This is a genomic window from Candidatus Pelagibacter communis, assembly GCF_001180025.1.
GTDB lineage: Bacteria > Pseudomonadota > Alphaproteobacteria > Pelagibacterales > Pelagibacteraceae > Pelagibacter > Pelagibacter ubique_A.
In genome coordinates this window covers 105,451-127,893 of the sequence record NZ_CVSK01000067.1, presented here as the reverse complement: position 1 = coordinate 127,893, position 22,443 = coordinate 105,451, and the positions used below count along the sequence as shown (strand labels likewise).

General features: G+C 31.2%; 22 protein-coding genes. 11 read left to right on the top strand and 11 right to left on the bottom strand.

The window, feature by feature from the left end:
* The first annotated feature begins 54 nt into the window (after nt 1-54).
* A complete protein-coding gene (locus AMN83_RS03720; RefSeq protein ID WP_075504331.1) occupies nt 55-1,056 on the top strand; it encodes a 4-hydroxythreonine-4-phosphate dehydrogenase PdxA in 1,002 nt (333 codons plus the stop codon).
* Nucleotides 1,057-1,059: 3 nt separating this feature from the next.
* On the opposite strand, the gene AMN83_RS03715 is transcribed toward AMN83_RS03720, so the two are convergent.
* From AMN83_RS03715 to iolD, 3 genes are read right to left on the bottom strand one after another with little or no spacing between them, the layout of a single operon-like run.
* On the bottom strand, nt 1,060-1,821 hold the full coding sequence (locus tag AMN83_RS03715) for an SDR family NAD(P)-dependent oxidoreductase (RefSeq protein WP_075504330.1): 762 nt from the start codon (nt 1,819-1,821) through the stop codon (nt 1,060-1,062).
* 18 nt (nt 1,822-1,839) lie between these two features.
* The gene (locus AMN83_RS03710; protein WP_075504329.1) at nt 1,840-2,997 is read right to left on the bottom strand and encodes a Gfo/Idh/MocA family protein; all 1,158 of its coding nucleotides are present in this window, start codon (nt 2,995-2,997) and stop codon (nt 1,840-1,842) included.
* Between the two features lie 6 nt (nt 2,998-3,003).
* The gene (gene iolD / locus AMN83_RS03705) at nt 3,004-4,848 is read right to left on the bottom strand and encodes a 3D-(3,5/4)-trihydroxycyclohexane-1,2-dione acylhydrolase (decyclizing) (protein ID WP_075504328.1); all 1,845 of its coding nucleotides are present in this window, start codon (nt 4,846-4,848) and stop codon (nt 3,004-3,006) included.
* Nucleotides 4,849-4,940: 92 nt separating this feature from the next.
* Between iolD and AMN83_RS03700 the strand changes: the two genes are divergently transcribed.
* Nucleotides 4,941-6,383 (top strand): NAD-dependent succinate-semialdehyde dehydrogenase, encoded by a 1,443-nt coding sequence (locus AMN83_RS03700; RefSeq protein ID WP_075504327.1) that lies wholly within the window; start codon nt 4,941-4,943, stop codon nt 6,381-6,383.
* 2 nt (nt 6,384-6,385) lie between these two features.
* On the top strand, nt 6,386-7,177 hold the full coding sequence (locus AMN83_RS03695) for an HpcH/HpaI aldolase family protein (RefSeq protein ID WP_075504326.1): 792 nt from the start codon (nt 6,386-6,388) through the stop codon (nt 7,175-7,177).
* Nucleotides 7,178-7,182: 5 nt separating this feature from the next.
* On the opposite strand, the gene AMN83_RS03690 is transcribed toward AMN83_RS03695, so the two are convergent.
* Nucleotides 7,183-7,599: a MarR family transcriptional regulator gene (locus AMN83_RS03690; protein ID WP_023854035.1), complete on the bottom strand. Its 417-nt coding sequence runs from the start codon at nt 7,597-7,599 to the stop codon at nt 7,183-7,185.
* A 28-nt stretch (nt 7,600-7,627) separates the two neighbouring features.
* Nucleotides 7,628-8,605, bottom strand: a complete 978-nt coding sequence (locus AMN83_RS03685) for a DUF1907 domain-containing protein (RefSeq protein ID WP_075504325.1) — start codon at nt 8,603-8,605, stop codon at nt 7,628-7,630.
* Nucleotides 8,606-8,693: 88 nt separating this feature from the next.
* Here AMN83_RS03685 and AMN83_RS03680 point away from each other — a divergent pair, with 88 nt between their 5' ends.
* From AMN83_RS03680 to AMN83_RS03665, 4 genes are read left to right on the top strand one after another with little or no spacing between them, the layout of a single operon-like run.
* The gene (locus AMN83_RS03680) at nt 8,694-9,638 is read left to right on the top strand and encodes a ketopantoate reductase family protein (RefSeq protein ID WP_075504324.1); all 945 of its coding nucleotides are present in this window, start codon (nt 8,694-8,696) and stop codon (nt 9,636-9,638) included.
* A complete protein-coding gene (locus AMN83_RS03675; RefSeq protein WP_075504323.1) occupies nt 9,639-10,508 on the top strand; it encodes a 2OG-Fe(II) oxygenase in 870 nt (289 codons plus the stop codon).
* A gap of 28 nt (nt 10,509-10,536) precedes the next feature.
* Nucleotides 10,537-11,523, top strand: coding sequence for a phytanoyl-CoA dioxygenase family protein (locus AMN83_RS03670; protein ID WP_082255114.1), 987 nt, complete (start codon nt 10,537-10,539; stop codon nt 11,521-11,523).
* 16 nt (nt 11,524-11,539) lie between these two features.
* Nucleotides 11,540-12,463 (top strand): NAD(P)-dependent oxidoreductase, encoded by a 924-nt coding sequence (locus tag AMN83_RS03665; protein WP_075504321.1) that lies wholly within the window; start codon nt 11,540-11,542, stop codon nt 12,461-12,463.
* Here AMN83_RS03665 and AMN83_RS03660 read toward each other — a convergent pair.
* The gene (locus AMN83_RS03660; protein WP_075504320.1) at nt 12,456-13,538 is read right to left on the bottom strand and encodes a Gfo/Idh/MocA family protein; all 1,083 of its coding nucleotides are present in this window, start codon (nt 13,536-13,538) and stop codon (nt 12,456-12,458) included. The genes AMN83_RS03665 and AMN83_RS03660 overlap by 8 nt on opposite strands.
* Nucleotides 13,539-13,568: 30 nt before the next feature.
* Nucleotides 13,569-14,786: a cytochrome-c peroxidase gene (locus tag AMN83_RS03655; RefSeq protein WP_425304145.1), complete on the bottom strand. Its 1,218-nt coding sequence runs from the start codon at nt 14,784-14,786 to the stop codon at nt 13,569-13,571.
* 120 nt (nt 14,787-14,906) lie between these two features.
* Between AMN83_RS03655 and AMN83_RS05275 the strand changes: the two genes are divergently transcribed.
* On the top strand, nt 14,907-15,377 hold the full coding sequence (locus AMN83_RS05275) for a tetratricopeptide repeat protein (protein ID WP_075504319.1): 471 nt from the start codon (nt 14,907-14,909) through the stop codon (nt 15,375-15,377).
* Nucleotides 15,378-15,417: 40 nt separating this feature from the next.
* Here the strand turns inward: AMN83_RS05275 and dctP are convergent, their stop codons facing one another.
* The 3 genes from dctP to AMN83_RS03635 all read right to left on the bottom strand — a co-directional run bounded on the left by dctP (nt 15,418) and on the right by AMN83_RS03635 (nt 18,446).
* Nucleotides 15,418-16,470, bottom strand: a complete 1,053-nt coding sequence (dctP, locus tag AMN83_RS03645; RefSeq protein WP_082255113.1) for a TRAP transporter substrate-binding protein — start codon at nt 16,468-16,470, stop codon at nt 15,418-15,420.
* 90 nt (nt 16,471-16,560) lie between these two features.
* Nucleotides 16,561-17,850, bottom strand: a complete 1,290-nt coding sequence (locus AMN83_RS03640; RefSeq protein ID WP_075504318.1) for a TRAP transporter large permease — start codon at nt 17,848-17,850, stop codon at nt 16,561-16,563.
* Nucleotides 17,850-18,446: a TRAP transporter small permease gene (locus tag AMN83_RS03635; RefSeq protein ID WP_218960976.1), complete on the bottom strand. Its 597-nt coding sequence runs from the start codon at nt 18,444-18,446 to the stop codon at nt 17,850-17,852. The genes AMN83_RS03640 and AMN83_RS03635 overlap by 1 nt, the downstream gene beginning before the upstream one ends.
* 111 nt (nt 18,447-18,557) lie before the next feature.
* Between AMN83_RS03635 and AMN83_RS03630 the strand changes: the two genes are divergently transcribed.
* A complete protein-coding gene (locus tag AMN83_RS03630; protein WP_075504317.1) occupies nt 18,558-19,523 on the top strand; it encodes a hydroxyacid dehydrogenase in 966 nt (321 codons plus the stop codon).
* Between the two features lie 21 nt (nt 19,524-19,544).
* Here the strand turns inward: AMN83_RS03630 and iolE are convergent, their stop codons facing one another.
* Nucleotides 19,545-20,447 carry a myo-inosose-2 dehydratase gene (gene iolE / locus AMN83_RS03625; RefSeq protein ID WP_075504316.1) on the bottom strand — a complete coding sequence of 301 codons (903 nt, stop codon included), beginning with the start codon at nt 20,445-20,447 and terminating at the stop codon, nt 19,545-19,547.
* Nucleotides 20,448-20,582: 135 nt separating this feature from the next.
* On the opposite strand from iolE, the gene iolG reads away from it, so the two are divergent.
* Together iolG and AMN83_RS03615 are read left to right on the top strand one after the other, a co-directional pair.
* Nucleotides 20,583-21,584 (top strand): inositol 2-dehydrogenase, encoded by a 1,002-nt coding sequence (iolG, locus tag AMN83_RS03620; protein ID WP_075504315.1) that lies wholly within the window; start codon nt 20,583-20,585, stop codon nt 21,582-21,584.
* A 1-nt stretch (nt 21,585) separates the two neighbouring features.
* Nucleotides 21,586-22,440, top strand: a complete 855-nt coding sequence (locus AMN83_RS03615; protein ID WP_075504314.1) for an SDR family oxidoreductase — start codon at nt 21,586-21,588, stop codon at nt 22,438-22,440.
* Nucleotides 22,441-22,443 lie beyond the last annotated feature (3 nt).

Here is a 22,443-nt window from a genome sequence, read left to right as displayed (position 1 = left end):
TTAATTTATATTTAATAATTTAAACATAATCTGATACAAAACGTAAAGAAAAAAATGCCTGAAAACAAATCTAACATTGCAGTTCTTCTTGGTGATCCAGCGGGGATCGGACCAGAGTTAGTTTCAAAGCTTTTAAAAGATGAAATGACTACAAAAGCAAACATTGTCATCATTGGTGAGAAACAAGTATTTGAAAGTGGAAATAGTATCACAGGAATTTCACATAATATAGATATTGTTGAAAATTTTGATGAGGTAAATTTTGATAAATCAAATAGATTTTTATTAGATATTTCTAAAGGAAAAAATCATAAATATAAAATAGCAGAACCATCAAAAGAGTCTGGTGAAAGTGTATTGGAAGCTTTAGATTTAGCTTTAACTCTTGCTAAGGAAAAAAAAATAGATGCAATTAATTTTGCGCCAATGAATAAGACAAGTTTAAAACTTGGAGGAAATAAACATTCAGATGAATTACAGTTAATGGCTGAAAAACTTGAAGTGAATAGTTTTTGTTGCGAATTTAATGTGATTGATAATTTTTGGACAGCAAGAGTAACTTCTCATATTCCAATCAAAGAAGTTGCTCAACATGTTACTAAAGAAAATATCTTAAAGCCTATAAAATTAATAAATCAGGTTATGGAATTGAATGGTGTAAAGAAACCTAGAATTGCCATTCAAGCTTTAAATCCACACGCAGAGTTTGGCACAGAGGAAAAAGATGAAATCATTCCTGCGATTGAAGAAGCAAAAAAACTTGGCTACAATGTTGATGGTCCATTGCCATGCGACACATCCTTTGTAGTAGCCTACAAAAATAAAAACCATGATTGTATGGTTGGTATGTATCATGATGCACTACAATCTGGTCTTAAGGCATTTGGTTTTGACAGAGGAGTAACAGTTCAAGGTGGATTAACTGTACCAGTAACGACTACTGCACATGGATCTGCATTTGCAATTGCTGGAAAAAATGAAGCTAACTTAGCTCCAATTTTAAATTCATTTAAGATTGCATTATCAATGGCTGAAAATAAAAAGAAGTTAAGCTAAGCTTTAAATTAAACCAGCATCTACCGTAAAATTTTGTTTAGTACATCCCGATGAAACATCTGATGCCAAATATAAAACCATTTTTGAAACATCCTCTGGTAATATTTGTTTTTTAAGACACTGTTGATCTAAAATTTCTTTTTTAAATTTTGGATTTAACCATAATTTTGACTGTCTTTTAGTTGCAACTGATCCAGGTGCTATGGAGTTAATTCTAATATTATGTTGTCCTAAATCTCTAGCTAAAGATTTGGTTAAACCATAAATTGCAGCTTTTGCTGTGCTGTATGCTGGAAACATGACAGCTCCTCTAATCCAGCTAACTGAACCTAAATTTATTATTGATCCACCTTTGTTTTTAATCATGCTTTTTTTAACTGTTTGAATAGCGAATAAATAGTGCTTTAAATTTATTGCCATTCTTTCATCCCAGTATTTTTCTGTAACTTCCTCAAGAGTGTGCCTTTGATCATTTGAAGCGTTGTTAACTAAAATATCAATTGTTCCCTTATTTTTAATTATGTTCTGAATTAGAGTTTTGTATTTTTTTATATTTTTAATATTACAGAATTGAAAAGTGGGTATTTTTTGTTTTTTCTTTTTAATTTTTGAAATTAATTTTTCAGCTCCTTTTTTATCTATATCGAAAAAATAAACCTCAACACCTTGTTCACAAAGGTGTTCGACAATTGATGCACCAATACCAGATGCTCCACCTGAAACTAATGCGCGTTTATCTTTTAAATCAAAATATTCAACTTTCATTTAAATAAGAATTTATAATTAATTTAATATTTTTTTTATTTCTTCTAAAGTAAAAGGTTTTGGTTTCTTGCAAGTTGTCTTTATTTCTTGCGGAATACCTGTTTGAGACGCTCTCATTGTTGAGTCTATGATATCTAAAACATGCAAAGAAAGCTCTCCATTACATCTATGTTCTAAATTATTTTCAATTGCATAAGCCATCTCTGATAGACCAGCTCCTCTATAATTTGCATTTGTTGGAGATTCATTTGCTCTTGAGCTTTGACTTTTAATATTAATTCTTCCTAAAGGCATCATATCTGTTTTATGTTCACCCCAATTACCGCCAGCGGTTACTGAAACAAAAGCAGATCCTCCAAACATATTTGGATCAGGAACAATAATTGATCCTTTATTACCATAAAGCTCTATATGGTTTCTTTGATGAGCAACCACATCAAAAGATAAAGTTATCTGTATGATACAATCATTTTCAAATTGTATAGTTGCAAGATAAGTCGTTGGAGTTTCTACTTTAAATTTTTGATCTTTTTTTGGACCTATTCCAATTTCTCTTTCTTCAAAGACTTTTGTACATCTTCCTTGGACTTGTTTTGCTGGACCAATTAGATTTACTAATGCTGTAAGATAATATGGTCCCATATCTATTACAGGGCCACCTTCATTTTCAGCAAACCAAGGTTCTGGATTAGGGTGATATGATTGAACTCCTGGGAAAGCAAAAATTGCATTACCTAATTTTATTTCACCAATCACTCCATTATCAATTAGCTCCCTAGTTTTTTGGATACCTCCACCCAAAAAAGTATCAGGTGCATTTCCAATATAAAGATTTCTTTCTTTAGCGAGCTCAACTAATTTTTTTCCATCTTCAAAATTAACAGCCATAGGTTTCTCGGCATAAGAATGCTTACCATTTTCTAAGGCCATTTTTGAAACTTCAAAATGTGCTCTAGGAATTGTAAGGTTTAGTATTATTTCAATCTCTTTATCTTTTAAAAGTTCTTCAACAGTTACTGCTTCAATATTATAATGGATTGCACACTTTTTTGCTGTTTCCATGTTGATATCAGCACATTTAATAATCCTAATATTATTAAAATACTCTTGAGCTCTAAAATAAGTTTCTGAAATATGCCCACAGCCTATTAGACCTACTTTAAATACTTTGTTCATAAAGGGCTAAATACCTTGTCTTTGTTTTCCTTTTCCTTCTTTATAAAGTTTTAAAGCTTCTTCATTTTCCTTAGTTGTTGGAATTTCTAAAGTTGGACTATCCCAAAAAGATGAGCCTTCAACCCATTTATATGCATGAGTTTTAATTGAAATAACATAAGTCACATCAGATGCTTTTGCTCTTTTAAATGCAGCCTCAAGATCTGATATTGAGGTAACGTGTTCAGATTTTGCACCCATACTTTCTGCATGTTTTGCAAAATCTACATCAACTAAGCCAGGTGTATTAGAACTCTTTAATAAGTTGTTGTACTCTTTACCACCTTTAAATAATTGCAATCTATTAATAACTGCAAAACCTCCGTTATCACAAACAATTATAATCAATTTATTTTTTGTGATTACTGAAGAATAAATATCAGTATTATTTAATAAATAAGATCCATCTCCTACAAAAGAAATTACTTCTTTATCTGGATTTGCCATTTTAATTCCTAAAGCTCCAGATATTTCATAACTCATACAACTAAAACCCCATTCTGTTTCATGAGTATTGAGTTCTCTTGGTCTCCAAACTTGAATTACCTCACCAACCAAACCTCCTGCAGCCGTAACCGCAATATCTGTTGGATCAGAATTTCTATAGATTGCACCAATTGCTTGGACATAACTTGGGACTTCCTGATTAGTTGGAGCGCTCTCTTTATCTATATGTTCATTCCATGACTTAAGCTCAGTTTGAGATTTTTTATTCCAATCTTCTCCTGCTTTCCAATCACCTAAAGCTTGAGAAAGTTCAGTTAAAGAAACTTTTGCATCTCCAACAACCGCTTGTGCTAAATGTTTATTGGCATCATATCTTGATACATTAATAGAAACTAACTTGAAATTTTCGTTTTCAAAATTTGCCCATGATCCTGTTGTAAAATCAGCAAGCTTTGTGCCAACCGCAATAGCAAGATCAGTTTCTTTAGCTAATGTGTTTGTATTTTTTCCTCCCAGTCCTCCAATTTGACCTGCGTAATGAGAATGATCTCTCTTCATTGTTGAATAACCCATTACAGTTTGTGTAACTGGAATATTATGTTTGATTGCAAACTGACTTAATTCTTCCATTGCATCTGAATAAAAAACTCCACCACCAGAAATTATAATTGGGTTTTTAGATGACTTAATTTTTTCTGCTGCCTCTTTAATTTGAAATTCATCTGGTCTTGGTCTTCGAATTGTGTGAACTCTTTCTTTAAAAAACTCCTCTGGGTAATCAAAAGTTTGGCCTTGAATATCTTGACTTAACGCAATACATGCAGGACCACAATCTGCAGGATCTAACATTGTTTGAACTGCTATTGGAAATGATTGAATTATTTGTTCAGGTCTTGTGATACGATCAAAATATCTTGTTACTGGTTTAAAAGCATCGTTCGCAGTTGTGCTTGGGTTGTTAAAATGTTCAACTTGTTGCAATACTGGATCTGGCATTCTGTTTGCATAAGTGTCTCCAGGTAAAAATAATATTGGCAACCTATTACTCATAGCAACTGCAGCAGCTGTAACCATATTTGTTGCTCCAGGTCCAACAGAGGATGTTGCTACGAAAATTTGTTGTCTTCTTTTTGCTCTAGCATAGCCAATACCTGTAAGAGCCATATTTTGTTCATGATGCCCTCTATATGTTGGAAGTTCTTTTTGATTTTCCTCTAGTGCTTGACCTAAACAAGCTACATTTCCATGTCCAAAAATTCCAAAGACACCAGGAAAGAGTGGTTCTTTTTTGCCGTTAATTAATATTTTTTGGGCAATTAAATATTTAACTATCGCATGAGCACAAGTGAGGGTAATTTTTTTCATAAATATGTTTATCTTTTAATATGTATAGTGTTTATATATAATTCTATTTATAAATTAAAAAACCTAATTAAGTAAACTTAAAAATAATTTCTATGTACGAAAAATTTGGACAATTCATTGATGGTAAATGGCAACAAGCTGAAAAAAAAGAAACTTATGATGTAATCAACCCTGCAACTGAAGAAGTAATTGGAAAAGCTTCGAAAGCTTCATCTATTGAAGTACAAAAAGCATTAAAGTCTGCAGAAAAAGGTTTGGAAGTTTGGAAAAACACTGCACCATGGCAAAGAGCTTATGTGCTTAGAAAAATTGCAGATATGATGAGAGAAAAAAAAGATGTTATTGCAAAATGGTTAACTCTTGAAGTTGGAAAACCTCTTGCAGAGGCAGTTGGTGAAGTTGGTGGTGGAGCTGATATTTTTGAGTGGAATGCTGAAGAAACAAAAAGAATTTATGGTCAAACTCAACAAAGTAGATTTCCAGATACAAGGGTTCATGTTTATTATCAGCCTGTTGGTGTTGTTGCAGCTTTAGTTCCATGGAATTTCCCAATTGTTTTAGCATCTAGAAAAATTTCTACTGCCTTAGCTGCAGGATGTTCTGTAATTTGTAAGCCAGACGTAATTACTCCTGGTGCTGTAATGGAATTAGTAAACATTTGCAAAGAAGCTGGTGTACCAGATGGTGTTGTTAGTCTTTTATCAGGTGATCCTGCTGAAATATCAAATGAATTAATGGAGTCTGATATAATTAAAAAAGTTTCAGTTACTGGATCGACTAGAGTTGGTAAAATTATTTTAAAAAAAGCAGCTGATAAAGTTCAAAGAGTCACTATGGAGCTTAGTGGACACTCTCCTTTTATTGTGTGTGAAGACGTAGATATGAACAAAGTAGCTGATATAGCTATAACCGGTAAATTTAGAAATAACGGTCAAGTCTGTATTTCACCAAATAGATTTTATATTCAAGAAAATAGAAAAGATGAGTTTGTTGATGCTTTTATCGAAAGAGCAAAAAAATTAAAAATTGGAAACGGTATGGACGAAGGTGTGGATCTGGGTCCTTTAACTACTGCTAAGAGATTGGAAGAAATAGAAAAACTAGTTGAAACTACTAAAAAAGAAGGAGCTAAAGTGTTAATGGGTGGACAAAGACCTTCTGGTTTCAATAAGGGATATTATTATGAACCGACAGTTTTTGATGATGTTAAAGATAATTTTACAATTATGAAAGAAGAGCCTTTCGGTCCACTAGTTCCAATTTTAACTTTTAAAACTTTTGATGAAGTAATTGAAAGAGCAAATGATAATGACTTAGGATTATGTAGTTATTTATATACTAATTCTATGGATAAAGCTCATATTGGATCTGAAAAACTAGAGTCTGGTTGTGTTGCGGTTAATACTGGTGTTGTTGCTATTGCTGAAGCACCATTTGGAGGGATAAAACAAACTGGTTATGGTCGTGAAGGTGGATCAGGTGCAATCAAAGATTATCTAAATGTGAAATATACTCACATGGGCTTAAAAATCTAAAAATGAGAAAAAATAAAGTTAAAGAAATGATGAAAGCAGGGAAACCTGTTATCAATGGTTGGCTTCAAATACCTAGTACTGTTTCAGCTGAAGTAATGGCTCATCAAGGTTGGGATTCTCTAACAATAGATATGCAACATGGCTTAGTTGATTACACTAATGCACTTCCAATGCTTCAAACAATTTCAACAACAGATGTAACTCCTTTAGCTAGAGTAAACTGGAATGAGCCAGGTCAAATAATGAAAATTCTAGATGCGGGTTGTTATGGAATTATATGTCCAATGGTAAGTAATAAAGAGGAAGCAGAAAGATTTGTTCAAGCTTGTATGTACCCTCCTCGTGGTTATAGAAGTTTTGGTCCCGTTAGAGGATTAATCTATGGAGGTTCAGATTATGCAAAACATGCAAATGATGAAATGCTCAAATTAGCTATGATCGAAACAAAAGAGTCTTTAGAAAAATTAGATGAGATTATGTCAACTCCTGGTGTGGATGGAATATATATTGGGCCAGCTGATTTAAGTTTAGCAATAGGAGAAGAACCTGGCTTTGATAGAGCAGAAAGCACAAAAGCTTATTCGGAAATACTAAGAATTTTAGAACACGCAAAAAAAAATAATATTTTTGCAGGAATTCATAATGGTACACCTGAGTATGCACAAAAAATGATAGATAAAGGTTTCAATTTTGTAACTATTGGGGCTGATCAAAGAGCATTAAGTGCGGGCGCTAAAGCAGTGGTAGAAAAAATGAAAGGTTCTTCAAAAAAAGAAGAGTCTAAAGCTTACTAGGTTAACTATTTAATTCCCTTATAAAGAATATCTCTCCTATCAATAAATTCCTCAAAGGTTTTAATGGTAATTACTGAAGGTAATATAAATATAGATCTTTTGTCTCTCTCATTTCTTATAATTCTAAAATAACCTTTTTTAATTGCTGTATCGATATAAACGTTTGAGGTTAAATATGATTTCTCGATCACTTTAAGTAATTGATTTTTAGTAATTGATTTATTTTTATAATAAGCAAGCATTACCATGTGCAACATTATCCAATGTTGTGGGGTTAAAGAAAACCAATTCAATAACTCGTTAGCTAATCTTCCTTCAAAATCACCGAGTGATATTTCTGCTAATTGAATTCTTTTTTGAGTAAGTTTTGGAATTTTTTTTTGTTCTTCAAAGTGCTTAGGATACTTGAACTGTCTTTTCATTTAAATAAATTTAAACTCATTAAGTTTTCTATTCAATACTATTTTTATTTAATAGCTCTTTATAAATGTTATTTACTCTATGTACTTCTGTTGCGGTATTAAAATAACCTTCATATTCTATTTCTTCAGGTGTGACGTCAAAATGATAATGTCCTGCATCTCTGTCATGTTCATAAGAATGAAAATGAGTATGTTCACCTGACTCTCTCAGATTTAATTCTCCTCCAGTAGGATCACCAGTCCAAAGAACCGTATAACATTGTAATTTTGGTCCAACTGGTTCATAAAATTGAAGAAAATCTTTTACACATTTCATTTGTTTTGGATCGTAATACTCGTGTTTAATATCTTTATAATCAGGTTGTACATGCGATCTTATTTTTCCATTTAATACTCTAAATACTCCAGCAAGAGACAAATGTTCATTATCTTTAATTTTTAAATGTTTTGATAAAGAAGACCTCATTGCTTGAGGCAAAGAACCTTGTTCTCCATTTCTACCTTTGATTTTTATTTTAATAACTTTTCCCTGTTTACCATCTGTATAATAAATGTTTCCAAGTCCACCGTGTTTTTTTGCAGAATACTTTTCAACAATACATTTTTTGTCTGGACTTACTCTTGCTATTATTGACTTAGACTCATCAGTTATTAAGTTTTCATTAATAACTAATTCTCCACAATGACCATCTAAACATGACATTGCACCTGATCCGGCTCCTAAAGCATAAGATTTTTCAGAGTCAATAATTTTAGATATTTCTTGATAGTCAAATTCTGCACCAATAAATTTTGGATCATGCATATAAGGCTCTCCACCAACATCTATTATTTTTTGATTTCCACTTATTCCTTCTGATGGACAATCCCAATCTCTAAGATTAGGGCAGTCAACCACTTCAACTTCAACATTTTTGAAATTTTCAAACAATCCTTTTCTTAATGCATCTGAAATATCTTCTAATGAATAATCTTTAAAAATTCCTTTTTCTATTTTTAATTGCATGATGTTAATAAGCTATAATTTATTTTGCATAATGTCTATAGATAATATATATAATTTCTATACATAAATAATTTTAAATAAGGTAACGATGATTAATAAAGATTTAAAAGTAGCTGTTCTTGGTGCAGGAGCGATGGGTTGCTTGTTTGGCGGTTTGCTTGCAGAAAAAGGTTTAAATGTAATTTTAATTGATGTTTGGAAAGAACATGTAGATGCAATTAATAACGATGGTTTAAAAATGGATGGACATGGCGGTGATCGAATAATAAAAGTTAAAGCCACTTCAGATCCATCCTCGTTAGATAAAGTAGATGCTGTAATAGTTATGTGTAAAGCTACAGCTTTAGAGCCAGCATTAAACAGTATTAAAAATATCATAGGAGATAAAACAGTATTTATGTCTTTTCAAAATGGTATTGGTCATGAAGCAATTATTCAAAGTATTGTAGGTAATGAAAAAGTAATTGGTGGGACAACTACACAAGCTTCAAATATTTTAGGACCAGGTCATATAATGAATCATGGTTCGTTACCATCTTGGATTGGTGAGTACGAAGGAGGAATTACTGATCGAATTAAAGAAATAGCAGATACTTTTACAGCACATAATCTTGAAATGATTGCTGCAGAAGATGTAAAGAAAAGAAAATGGATGAAGCTTTTTGCTTTAACAGCAATTGGTCCATTATCTGCAATTTTTGATCTTCATCATACTGATTTATATATAAACAACAAAGCAAACCAAGTATCTCGAGGCTTGGGTAAAGAAATAATTTTAGAAACGAGAGAAGTTGCACTTGCTGATGGTGTAAATGTGTCTGAAGATGAATGCTTATTTATGTTTAATAAAATTGTAGATTCAATGCAAACCAACAAATCTTCAATGGCTTTTGACGTTCAATACAAGAGAAAAACTGAAATAGACTTTATTAGTGGTGCAGTTTCAAAAATAGGTAAAAAACACGGTGTTAAGACACCTTTAAATGATCTTATGTATAAAATGATTAAAGTGAAAGAAGGTATGTACAGCTAAATGCTCAGTACAAATAAATTAAATAAAATCAAAAGTAACTTTCCTGTTTTAGTTGGAGACAACGTTGTTTCAAAAAATATGTGTAATTTATTAATTAAAGAAATAAGCAACTCAAAATCATTTGATGATATGATTATGGGAGGTAGAAGCAGGATTAATAAAGGTTCTAAAAATTTTAATTTATATATTAAAAATTCAATTAACTCTGCAAAACTTTTGAAGCTTTTTAATAGTAAATCTTTTTATAAAAAAATTGAAAATCTTTTCACAAAAAATTTTAAGGATGGATCATGGGTAAATTTACATAAACCAAAATCATTTAATCCTAAAAAGTTCACCATTAAAAAAAAATTAAATTCTAGTGAATTAAAAAAAATGTTGGGTAACAACTATACAAATCCTAAAGTAAATTTAGATATAGATTTTTCAGTATCAAAAGGAGGATATAGATTAAGACCTCATAGGGATGATATAACTAGGTTGTATAATTTCTTAATTTATTTATCGGACATCCCAAAAAAAAATGGTGGCTCTCTTACTATTTATAGAAAAAAAGCAAAAAAAAATTTTAGAAAAAGCTTTAGAAGATTTCCAAAAATAACCGAACTTGAAATAGTGAAGTCTTTTACGCCAAAAAAAGGAACCGTTGTTTTTTTTCAGTCTACTCCAAATTCCTATCATGGCGTGAAGCGGTTTATAGAAAGAAATTGTCCAAAACGTTTTTTCATTTATGGAAGTTATGCCTTAAACAAACCGGTTATATGGAATTACAAAGGGATTTCATATTATCCGCACATAATTAGCACCAAAAAAAGAATGCTAACCTCTTTTCATGATGCGAACTATTTAACAACAGCACCAAAACATTGAAATATTGTTAATGATAAAATAAATTTTAATGATGACAAATAGTCTTCAAAAAAAATTATATGAGAATGGGTACTTGATTGTTAAAAATGTACTTAACTTTAGAAGAGATTTAAAACCAATTCTAAATGATATGGAATTTGTTATGGATTGTCTCATCCAAAAATATGCAAAAAAAAAAGATATAAAAAAAGTTCTTAATTTCGATTTTAAAAAAAAATATTCTTATATCTCAAAGCTTAATATTTATGATTTGGATCAATATTTTAATACTCGATTACCAAGAGACCACGTAAAAAAAGATAGTGATTATTTTGCTACTCAATCATTATGGAATTTAATTAATAATAAAAATATTTTGGATGTTGTAGAAAAAATTTTGGGTAAAGAAATAATGTCTAACCCTGTTCAAAATACTAGAATTAAACAACCTGAAAAAAAATTACCAGAAGGTTCAATTCATGATGGTTTGAGCGGCAGAACTCCATGGCATCAAGATGCTGCTGTTTTAAATTCTAGAGGACAAAAATTAACTGACATGGTTACTGTTTGGATCCCTTTTACTAAAACAACTAAGAAAAATGGATGCATGATTACAGTAAAAAAAATAAATAAAATGGGATTATTAAATCATGTATCAGGATACAGAGGACAAGTAGAATTAAAAAATAGTGAATTACTTGATGATATGAAGCATATTTATTTAGAGGCAAATATTGGAGATATAATATTATTGCATAAACACTCCATACACTGCTCTTTACCAAACAGATCAAATGATTTTAGGATAAGTGCTGATCTTAGATATAATGTTGCTGGACAACCATCAGGTAGAGAACCACTTCCAAATTTTTATGTAAGAAGTAAAAATAAAAAAAATCTCAAAGTTCAAAACTTTAAACAATGGTTATCTCTATGGGAAAAGGCAAAAGAAAAATGTATACCAAGAAAATATGCCTTTAAATATCCACTTCCAACGTATAAAAATAATAAAAGAGACTTATCTAATTTAGTTTAATATTTATAAAAAATTAATGACTAAAATTTTAATTACTGAATTCATCAACCAAAATAGTTTAGAAAATTTAAATAAAAAATTTGATGTTAACTACGATGAAAAATTATGTGAAGATGAAAAAGAAATAATAAAAATAATTGGAGACTATGATGGTCTAATTGTAAGAAATAAAACTCAAGTAAATTTAGATATTTTAAAAAATGCATTTAAATTAAAATTTATTGGAAGGTTGGGTGTTGGTTTGGACAATATTGATACAGAATATTGCAAAAATAAAAATATTCATGTTCAACCAGCTACAGGAATGAATGCAGACTCTGTTGCTGAATATGTAGTTTCTTCATCAATGTCTCTTATTAAAAAAATTCCAATGTTTCATAACGGAACTATCAAGGGTGAATGGCCAAGAACAACCATTAAATCTATAGAAGTAAAACAAAAGTATTTAGGAATAATAGGATTTGGTACAATTGGAAAAAAAGTTGCTGAGTATTCCTCAAAAAATGGTTTAAAAATTTTAGCTTACGATCCTTATGTTAAGGAAATAAATAATAAAGAAATTGATGCTAAATTATCAAGTTTAAATGAGATATATGAAAAATCAGATATCATTTCAATACATCTACCTCTAACAGATGAAACTAAAAATATGATAAATAAATCATCATTTTCCCAAATGAAAAATAAACCTATTATAATAAATACCTCTAGAGGTGGTATTGTAAATGAGAGTGATTTAATTGAAGCTTACCATAAAAATATTATTTCTGGCTTTGCTCTAGACGTGTTTGAAAAAGAACCAATAGAGAGTGAATTTTATAACAAAATAAAACCAGGTATGAATTGTATATTAACACCTCATATTTCTGGTGTAACAACAGAGTCAAACATTAGAGTAAGTAACTTTATAGTTAAAAAAATTACTGATTTTTTTAGCTAATTATTTCTTCTAGATTTATTAATCGACCTTGTTTTATTGATTGCTCTGCAGCCTCTCCCACAGCAACAGCAATTAAACCATCTTCTAATGAAACCTCTGGATCTGAATTACTTTTAATAGCTTTCAAAAAAGCTAAGTGTTCGTAGTAAGTAGATCCATGATGGTGGCCAGCCTCAAGAATTTTTTTATCTACTTCAATATTTTCGATGTGTGTTTTACCATCTCTCATTCCAATTCTTATATTTGATGAGGTTTTACCTGAATCATCCGAGGGGACTGAGGTTTCAATTTTTCCTTTATTTCCTGTGGCTACAAGCTCTTCTTGCATGTCAGAATTTTCTGCAAACATACAAAGCTCAAGCAAACTCCTTGCTCCATTTTCAAAATTTACAATCACATAAGCATTATCAATGATGTCTGGTTTTTTACCATTATACACTTCATCTAAATGATTAACGTCTTGACCACCACTAGCATAAACACTGAGTGGCTTACTTTGGATAATCAATCTCATTAAATCAAAGAAATGACAGCATTTTTCAACAAGTGTACCACCAGTATTTTCCTCAAAACGATTCCAATCATTTACTTTTTTTAAAAAAGGAAATCTATGTTCCCTTATGGTTAAAGTTTTTAAATCACCAATTTTATTATTATGAATTTCATTAATAAACTTTGAAACTGGTGGCATATATCTATACTCCATCGCAGTCCAAAATACTGAAGGATAATCTTTTGTAAGTTTTCTTATTTCTAAACAATCTTTTGTATTAGTGCATAATGGTTTTTCTACTAATATGTGTTTTTTAGTTTTGATTACATCTTTCAAGATTTCTATATGAGTAAAGTTAGGAGATGAAATTAAGTATACATCAACAATATTTTTCTCAATCATTTCTAAATGATTTTTAAAACATAAAACTTTTGTTTTTAGAATTTCTTTACACTGATTTAATGAATCTTCATGAGGATCAGCAAGTGCAACTACTTCGGCATTATCAATTAATGATATATTCAAAATATGTTCTCGAGCCATTGTCCCTGCTCCAATAATTCCATATTTTATTTTTTTCATATTCTGTTTGTATCAGTTTAATTTAAAAACTTAATCAATACTTAGCCCACTTGGCACTTTATCTGGTTTACCTAGCGGTCTCTGATTTCCACTTCTGCCAGTTAAAGATTCGAGAAAAGAAACAAGTTCATCAATTTCTTTATCATTCAATTCTATAGGCTGTATGTCAATGCTTGAGAGAATTCTGTCTTGTTCCCTTTTGTCTGAAAAAGTTACGAAATCAATTTCTTCTAACCAAGGTGCCTTAGGTAAATTTGCATATTCAGGTTTCCAATTCTTATTCATTTTTATTGGATTTAAATGATGCTTAATTATTGATTTTAAAGTTGGATAAGCACCATTATGACCGTAGGGAGCTGTTAAAGAAACGTTTCTTAATGCTGGCGTTTTAAATTTATACATATCGTTTATATTGTCCGTTTCGACCATTCGTCCAACGTCACGTGCATAAGGATCAAAAGGACGTGTCCTTCCAGGACCAAATTGGGGAATTCCTATTGAATGAAATTTTTGATCTGACAACAAAGATCCTGAATGACAAGAACTACAGTTTGCTTTTCCATAAAATAAATTCATCCCATTTATTTGCTTTAAAGTTAAAGCTTGTTTATCTCCATTTAAATATTCATCAAAGGGAGAGTCGAAAGATGTCCATTCATGAATTTCAAATGCAGCAATCGAATTAACAATGTGTGTAATGTTAATATCTAAGGCGCTGTTTACATCATCAAAAGCATTATTAAATAATTCAACATATTCTGGAATTCCTCTGATCCTGTGGGTAATTACAGGCCAAACTCTATCAATTCTCATACTATCTTTTCCAACTTTTGAGACCAAACCTATAATTTCATTTTCACCTGGATTTCCTGCCATCTCAAACTGTCTAGTCATCGGAAATAAAGCTTGAACTGCAACTATATTATCAAGTCCTTTAGGAAGAGCTTCTTGAGCAGGTGTATTAAAACCGTTACCAAATATATTCGATTTAGTTACTCTTCCATCATGTAACAAAGTAGTAATGTCTTTAAATCCTAAATTCCATAAAGCTAAAGCATTTCTTGGAATTCGTTTTTTTATTTTATCATCGCCCTCACCTGCAGTTCTCTCTAATCCTATACCTTGACCTCCTTCACCAATACCTAAAGAAAGTCCATCTGAACCTCCTTGATCATGACTATGGCAGGTTGCGCAAGCAATGTTTCGATTTGCAGATAAAATTTTATCGTGAAATAAAAGTCTTCCAATTTTAACTTTTTCTATATCAACTTCATGGAAATCTTCGCTCTTTAATGGTTTTGGTAAATCAATTGCGTAAGTTTTATTTACTGAAATTAAAAATGGAATTATAAATATTATTATTTTTAAATGATTAAATATCTTTTTATACTTTTGTTTCTTCCATCTATAGTTTTTGCAGAAATAGAAAATGCTCGAGATTTGATGGAAGAAGGAAAATTTAAAGAAGCTATGGAGGAACTTATCCCAGCAGCTAGATCTGGTAATGCTGATGCTGAAGAACTTATTGGGATTATGTACGCTATGGGTCTTGGTGTTGAAAGAGATGATGTTAGAGCTTTTGAATGGTATCTCAGATCTTCTATGAAAGGTCATCCTGGCGCTCAATCTGGTGTTGGGTGGTATTACGAAATTGGTAGAGGACTCCCTGCTCCTGATCTTGTTAGAGCTTATATGTGGTACGGTTTGTCTGCTATTGGTGGAGATCCTGATGCTGCAATTTCTCAGGAAGAAGTTATTAAAAAAATGACTCCTGAACAAATTGAAAAAGCTCATATTCTCATAAAAGATTATAAATCCTGGATATATCCTTTTAGATAATGAGGCGAACCAAAATCCGCCCCATTATATTAATGTGAAATTACAAATCTTTTTTGTATGCGCTCGATGCTTTTTTCTCTGCTTTAGCTACTGCCTTAGTTAAAGCGTTGAAAATTTCTTTTCCACCTTTAACATTGGCTTTAAACCAATCATATACTGGGCTAGCTTCTTTTTTAAAACTAGCTTTTTGATCGGGCGTTGGAACATATAAATCTCCACCACCTGCTACAAAGTCTTCGTAAGCTTTAATTGATTTTCTCTTAGGAGAAGCAAAAGTTGCTTGCTGCAAAGCATAGAAACCATCAGTCACTACTTTTTTAAGATCTGTTGACATCGATTGATATTTTGCATTGTTCATCCACCATAATGCTCCCATGTATGCATGACCGTCTAAAGTAACATATTTTAGACCTGCATCAGGAAACTTCATGTTCATAATGTCAGTAATTCCATTTTTAGAACCTTCAACTACACCAGTTTGAAATGATGTAAATAATTCAGGCCATGGAATAGGAGTTGGAGATGCACCTAATGCCCTTACAAGTTCCTGGGGTAAATCAGCTACAACTGTTCTGATTTTTAAACCTTTCATGTCAGATGGGTTTGCAACTCTTCTTTTTGTGTTAGCAAAATTTCTCCATCCACCAGTATTTCCAATTGTCATCAATCTGATTGAATCATTAGAATCTTTTAGAGCCATTTTTCTCATTGTTCTTACAAAATCACCTTGCATTACATCTTCAGCAATTCTGTCATCAGCCATTAGATAAGGTAAATCTAAAACTTGAACATATGGGAATACACCTGCTGCACCTCCAGAAGTAGAAATGTAAATATCTATACTTCCATCAGATACACCTTGTAAACACTCAGCGCCTTTTGAACAAAGCTGCGTTCCTACAAATAGTTCTACAGCTATTTTTCCATTTGAAGCTGCTTCTACGTAGTTTTTAAATACTACAGCACCATCATAATCTTCATCTTGATCATTAGAGTTCATTGTCATTCTCAAGTTATAATCTGCAGCTGAAACAGATGCAGTAAAACTAATTAAGAATAATAATGAAAAAAATGATTTTATTATTTTACTCATAATTATTTCCCTCTCATTAAATATTTATGTATGAAAACTATACTTAAATTGAATTAGAGAGTCTATCGACTAGTAAAAAAATATTGAAATTTACTTTGCGAATCCAGTAAGCAAAGGAATTGTCATCGAGATTGATGGAAAATATGTTATTAAAAATATAACTATAGCTTCAACTGCCAGGAATGGCAATATAGCTTTTGCTATTGTTTCAACTCTTTCCCCAGAAACAGAAGATGCAACAAATAGTACAAGACCCATAGGTGGAGTTGCTAAACCGACTGTCAAATTAACCGACATTATTATTGCAAAATGCACAGGATGAACTCCTAGCTCAACAAAAACTGGTCCAAGAATTGGTCCTAAGATAATTATCGCTGGGCCTGCATCTAAAAACATTCCAACAACAAATAATAAAATATTTATAAGAAACAATAAAACATACGGGTTATCAGTTAATCCTAAAACGAACGCAGCAAGATGCTCAGGTGCATGAGATAAGCTAACTACAGTTTTAAAAGCCATTGCAGCACCAACTAAAAGAAGTACAACGGAAGATACCATCGCTGCTTTTGTCATCACTTTAGGAACATCTTTCCATTTCAATGATTTTAAAACAAATAGACCGATAAACATTGCGTAAGCAGCTGCTACAGCTGATGCTTCTGTTGGTGTAAAAATTCCACCAAGAATACCACCTAAAATTATTACTGGTGTCATCAAAGGAAAAAAAGCTTTTAGAGATGCCTTACCTCTTTGACCCCAGGTTGTTTTTTCTGTCACTGCTGGAAAATTATATCTCTTGGCCATAAATTTTATTGTGACCATCAAACTAACTCCTACTAAAATACCAGGTACAATTCCTGCTAAAAATAATGCTGCAACACTCTCACCCATTACATACGCATAAATAATCATTATCCCTGAGGGTGGAATTATGGGTCCGATTACTGAACTAGCTGCAGTAATAGCTGCTGCAAATTTTTTTGTATATCCTTGTTTTTCCATTGCAGGAATAAGCATTGATCCAATTGCTGAAGTATCAGCTACAGCTGAACCAGATAAACCAGCAAACAACATTGAAGTTAGTACATTGACATGAGCCAATCCACCTTTTAAGTGACCCATCATCGCTTGACTAAACTCTACAAGTCGATGGGTTATTCCTCCTCTGTTCATTAACTCCCCTGCTAACATAAAAAATGGAATTGCCATCAAAGGGAAGCTATCAATTCCATTATAAATATTTCTATAAAGCATTGCACCATCTCTGGCCTGATCATTTAACCAAAGTAAAATTCCTGGTGCCGCTAACAAACCAAAAAATACTGGTAAACCAATTAATAAAAATAATAAAAACAAAGGAAGAAACCAAACTAACATTATTGTGTCTCCAACTTTTGTTTATCGTAATCTTCAGGTAAATCTAACTTTGTAAAATTAGTAAGAATATTTCTCAAAATTAATTCAATATTCACAGATATTAAAAAAATAATACCAACTGGTAATGACATATACATCCAAGCTAATTTTATTGGTTCTGCTTTTCCACCAATTAAATGAAAAGGAATTTTTATCGAAGAAGAATTAAATATCCATCCTGCATTAATATGTTTAAAACCTAATTCTAAACCTATAACTAATACAAAAAGAGATACAATTAATAAAAACAAAGTTAAAAAAGTTGATATAAGTTTTGGTAAAAATCTCTCTAATAAATCAATAGAAACAAATCCGCCCCATCTATAAGCAGAAGGTGCGATCAGTCCTGTCATCCATAACATCAAAAATCTAGCAACCTCATCAGGCCACGGCAGTGCATTATTTAATACATACCTAAAAAATACTTGTACCAAGATAACAATCACCATCAAGAGTATTGCTATCCATGCAAATTGTCTGCCAATTCTTAAAAAAAAAGTATTTATTTTCTCAAGGGTATTAAAAACAAATAGGAGAATATTAATTGTCAAATTCACAGCTAAATTTATTTTAATTATTAAATAAATACAACTTTAATCAAAAAACTAATTTACTTTATATAATAATTCTCGTATTAAAAATGCTCTCTAAAAAATTTATATACAATTATGAGTAATAAAAAAAAGATATTGATTATTCAAAAAGTCCATGAAAAAGGTATGGAATTAATTAATAACCACCCTAACTTTGATGTTGAAGTAACAGATGACACCTCTGTAGAAAATTTAAAATCTAAAATAAAAGATTGTGATGGCGCTTCAATTAGAATAGCAAAATTATCAGGTGAGGTAATTAATGAAGCAAAAAATCTTAAAATAATTTCTAGACATGGGGTTGGCTACGATAATATTGATTTAAAAACAGCTAAAGAAAGAGATATAAAAATTGCTATTACAGCTAATGCAAATGCAGTTACAGTTGCTGAGCATGTTATGTTTGTCCTGCTAAATATTGCAAAAAGAAGAGAACTTTATCATACGACAGTTAAAGAAGGTAATTTTAAGGACAGAAATAAATTACCTAAAACCATTGAAGTATGGAAAAAAAATTTCCTAATTATGGGATTTGGTAGAATAGGTAAAGCACTAATTAAAAGGTGTTTGGGATTTGAAATGAATGTTTACGTCTATGATCCATTTGTAGATAAAGATATAATAGAGAAGCTTGGTGGTAAAAAAGTTAATAATATTGAAGAGGCAATAAAAACAATGGATGTAATATCTCTACACATGCCTTTAACAGACAAAACAGAAAACCTTATTAATTATAATTTGCTTAAAACAATGAAGAAAAATTGTATCATCATTAATGCTGCTAGAGGTGGAATTATAAATGAAGAAGATCTTAATAAAGCTTTAAATGAAGATTTAATTTTTGGAGCAGGAATTGATGTATTCAAAAAAGAACCACCAGAAAATGATAATCCTCTTTTAAAAAATGATAAAGTTTATTTAAGTCCACATACTGCTGCTTTTACTGACGAATGTATGACAAGAATGGGTGTAGAAACAATTCAAAATATAATTGATTATTTCGATGATACATTAGAAAAATCAAAAATTGTAAGATTGTAGTAAGATATATTGTTTTAAAAGTTAGCTTTTATAAAGCTCGATACCACTAAGATTTAAAGTTTCAGTTAAATACTTGTAACCTATTTTTGCGTATTCATATGGGTTTGCTTTTTCAGGATCTTGTTCCGCCTCTACTACCAACCATCCAGAATAATTTTTTTTCTTCAATACATCAAACAATGGCTTGTAATCAATACATCCATCACCTGGAACTGTAAATGCACCTTCTAAAAATGCCCCTCTAAAACTTAAGTCTTCTTTTAAAGATTTTTCCAAGACACTTTTTCTAATATCCTTACAATGCATATGAATTAATCTTTCGCTAAAATCATTTAATATTTTTAAAGAGTCTCCCTGAGCAAATAACATGTGGCCAGTATCTAATGTAAGTTTTACACTATCATGTGTGTTTTCAAGTAGTCTTACCGTATCCTCTTCAGTCTCTATTATCGTGCCCATATGATGATGATAAGCAAGTGGCATACCTTCATCTTCAAGATATTTTCCCATTTCTGAGATTTTTTCATAATATTTTTTTGACTCTTCAAGACCCATTTGAGGTCTTGTAGATAATTTTCGATCTGGATCTCCTTGAATTGAACCAGAAACTTCGGCAAAAACCATACAAGGTGAATTACAATCTTTAAAAAGTTTAAGCTGATCTTGAATTAAATCTTTTTCTTCATCTATACTATTTGTCCTTAAATTAGCTCCATACCAACCTGAGCAAAGATTTAGATTAAATTCTTTAAGTTTAGGGATTAGTTCTTCTGATTTTTTTGGAAATTTACCACCAGACTCAATTCCAATAAATCCTGCCTGACTAGCTTCAGACAAACATTGTTCTAAAGAAGTATCGCCACCCAATTCAGGCATATCATCGTTACTCCATGCAATTGGTGCTATTCCTAATTTTACCGACATAAAATTTATTAAAAAGTTAAAACATTTTTAAATGATGATGTTATGTGCATCAAGAAAATTATATTTTTAATTAGTGTTTAATTCATCATTAAAAATGTTTCTTGATTTTGTTTTTTAATTCTGTTCTATATTCTTATGATTAACTTTTCGTTAATGGGAGCAGGACGGATTGGAAAAATGCATGCTAAATTTATTGCAGCACATCCAAAAGCAAAATTAAAATACATTTACGACATTAATTCTGAATTCGCTGAAGAAGTAGCAAAATCAACAGGGTGCTCAATTGCTTCTTCACCAGAGGACGCAATTAATGCAGATGATATAGACGCAGTTCTTATAGCTTCTGCTACTCCAACTCATACTCAATTTATTACAATGGCTGCAAAAGCAGGAAAAGCAATTTTTTGTGAAAAGCCAATTGATTTAAATATCAATAAAGTAAATGAGTGCATGGAAAATATCAAAGGAACAAACGTTCCTATTCAAATTGGCTTTAACAGAAGGTTTGATGCCAGTCATGCAAAGGCACAACAGGCAAAGGTAAAAAAAGAAATTGGTGAATTGGAAATGCTTATTATTACTAGTAGAGATCCTGAGCCTCCTGGAATTGACTATTTAAAAGCTGCTGGAGGATTTTTTAGAGATACTACTATTCATGATTTTGATTTAACTAGATTTATATTGGGAGATGATCCTATAGTTCAAGTATCAGCATTTGGAAGTGCTTTATTTGATAAAAATTCACAACAAGTAAAAGATCTAGATACTGCTATGTTTATTTTAAAATCAAAAAATGGTGTTTTAATTCATATTAACAACTCTCGACGAGCAGTTTATGGGTATGATCAAAGAGTTGAGGTATTTGGTAGTAAAGGAATGGTAATCTCTGATAATCAAACTCCTACTTCTTTAGAAAGATATACAAGCACATCAACAAATGAAAAAGAACCTATACATTTCTTTTTTATTGAGAGATATGAGCAAGCTTACAGAGATCAATTTAATGAATTTGTAAAATGCGTTGAAAATAAAACAAAACCATTAGTAGGATTTGAGGATGGAAGAAACGCTTTGATTATAGCTAATGCAGCATATGAATCCTTTGAAAGTGGTAAAGTAATAGATATAAAATTCTAACATGTCTAATAAATATATATCTGAACAATCTAACCAATTTAAAAATAAAATAATAATTGTAACAGGAAGCACCCAAGGAAGTGGAGCTGAGACTGCGAAATTACTAGCAAGCAGAGGCGCTAAAGGAATAACTATCTGTGGAAGAAATAATAAAAATGGAAACAAGGTAAAATCTGAAATAGAAAGCATGGGCGCAGAATGCCTATACGTTCAAGCAGATTTAGAAAAACTTGAAGACTGTAAAAAAATAATTTCTGAAACTGATAAAAGATTTAGCACAGTAGATTCTTTCATAAATGTTGCAGCTTTTACTGAGAGAGGAACGATCTTAAGCACAACAGAGGAAAATTATGATAAAAATTTTAATGTAAATGTAAAAGCTCCTCTTTTTATGATGCAAGACGTTATAAAAATAATGATCAGGGATAAAAAAAAAGGAACTATAGCTCATATTCTATCAATGGCTGGATATAGTGGTATGCCTTTCTTAACTGCTTACAGCTCTTCTAAAGCAGCATTAGCAGTAATGATTAAAAATGTTGCAAATTCAGTTTCTGGTCATCAAATAAGAGTGAATGGAGTAAATCTAGGTTGGACAGATACACCAGCAGAAACAGTAATTCAGAAAAAATTTCACAACGCAGATGATAATTGGTTGAAAAAAGCTGAATCAAAAGTTCCTTTTAAAAGATTAAACAAACCTTTGGATGTTGCAAAGATATTGGCATTCTTGTGCTCAGATGAGTCAGGAATTATGACTGGCAGTATTGTTGATTTTGATCAGACAGTTGCAGGATGGCATTCTTATTCAGCATATGACACCAAGGTATTAGACGATAGTATTTTAGGTGAGTGAACC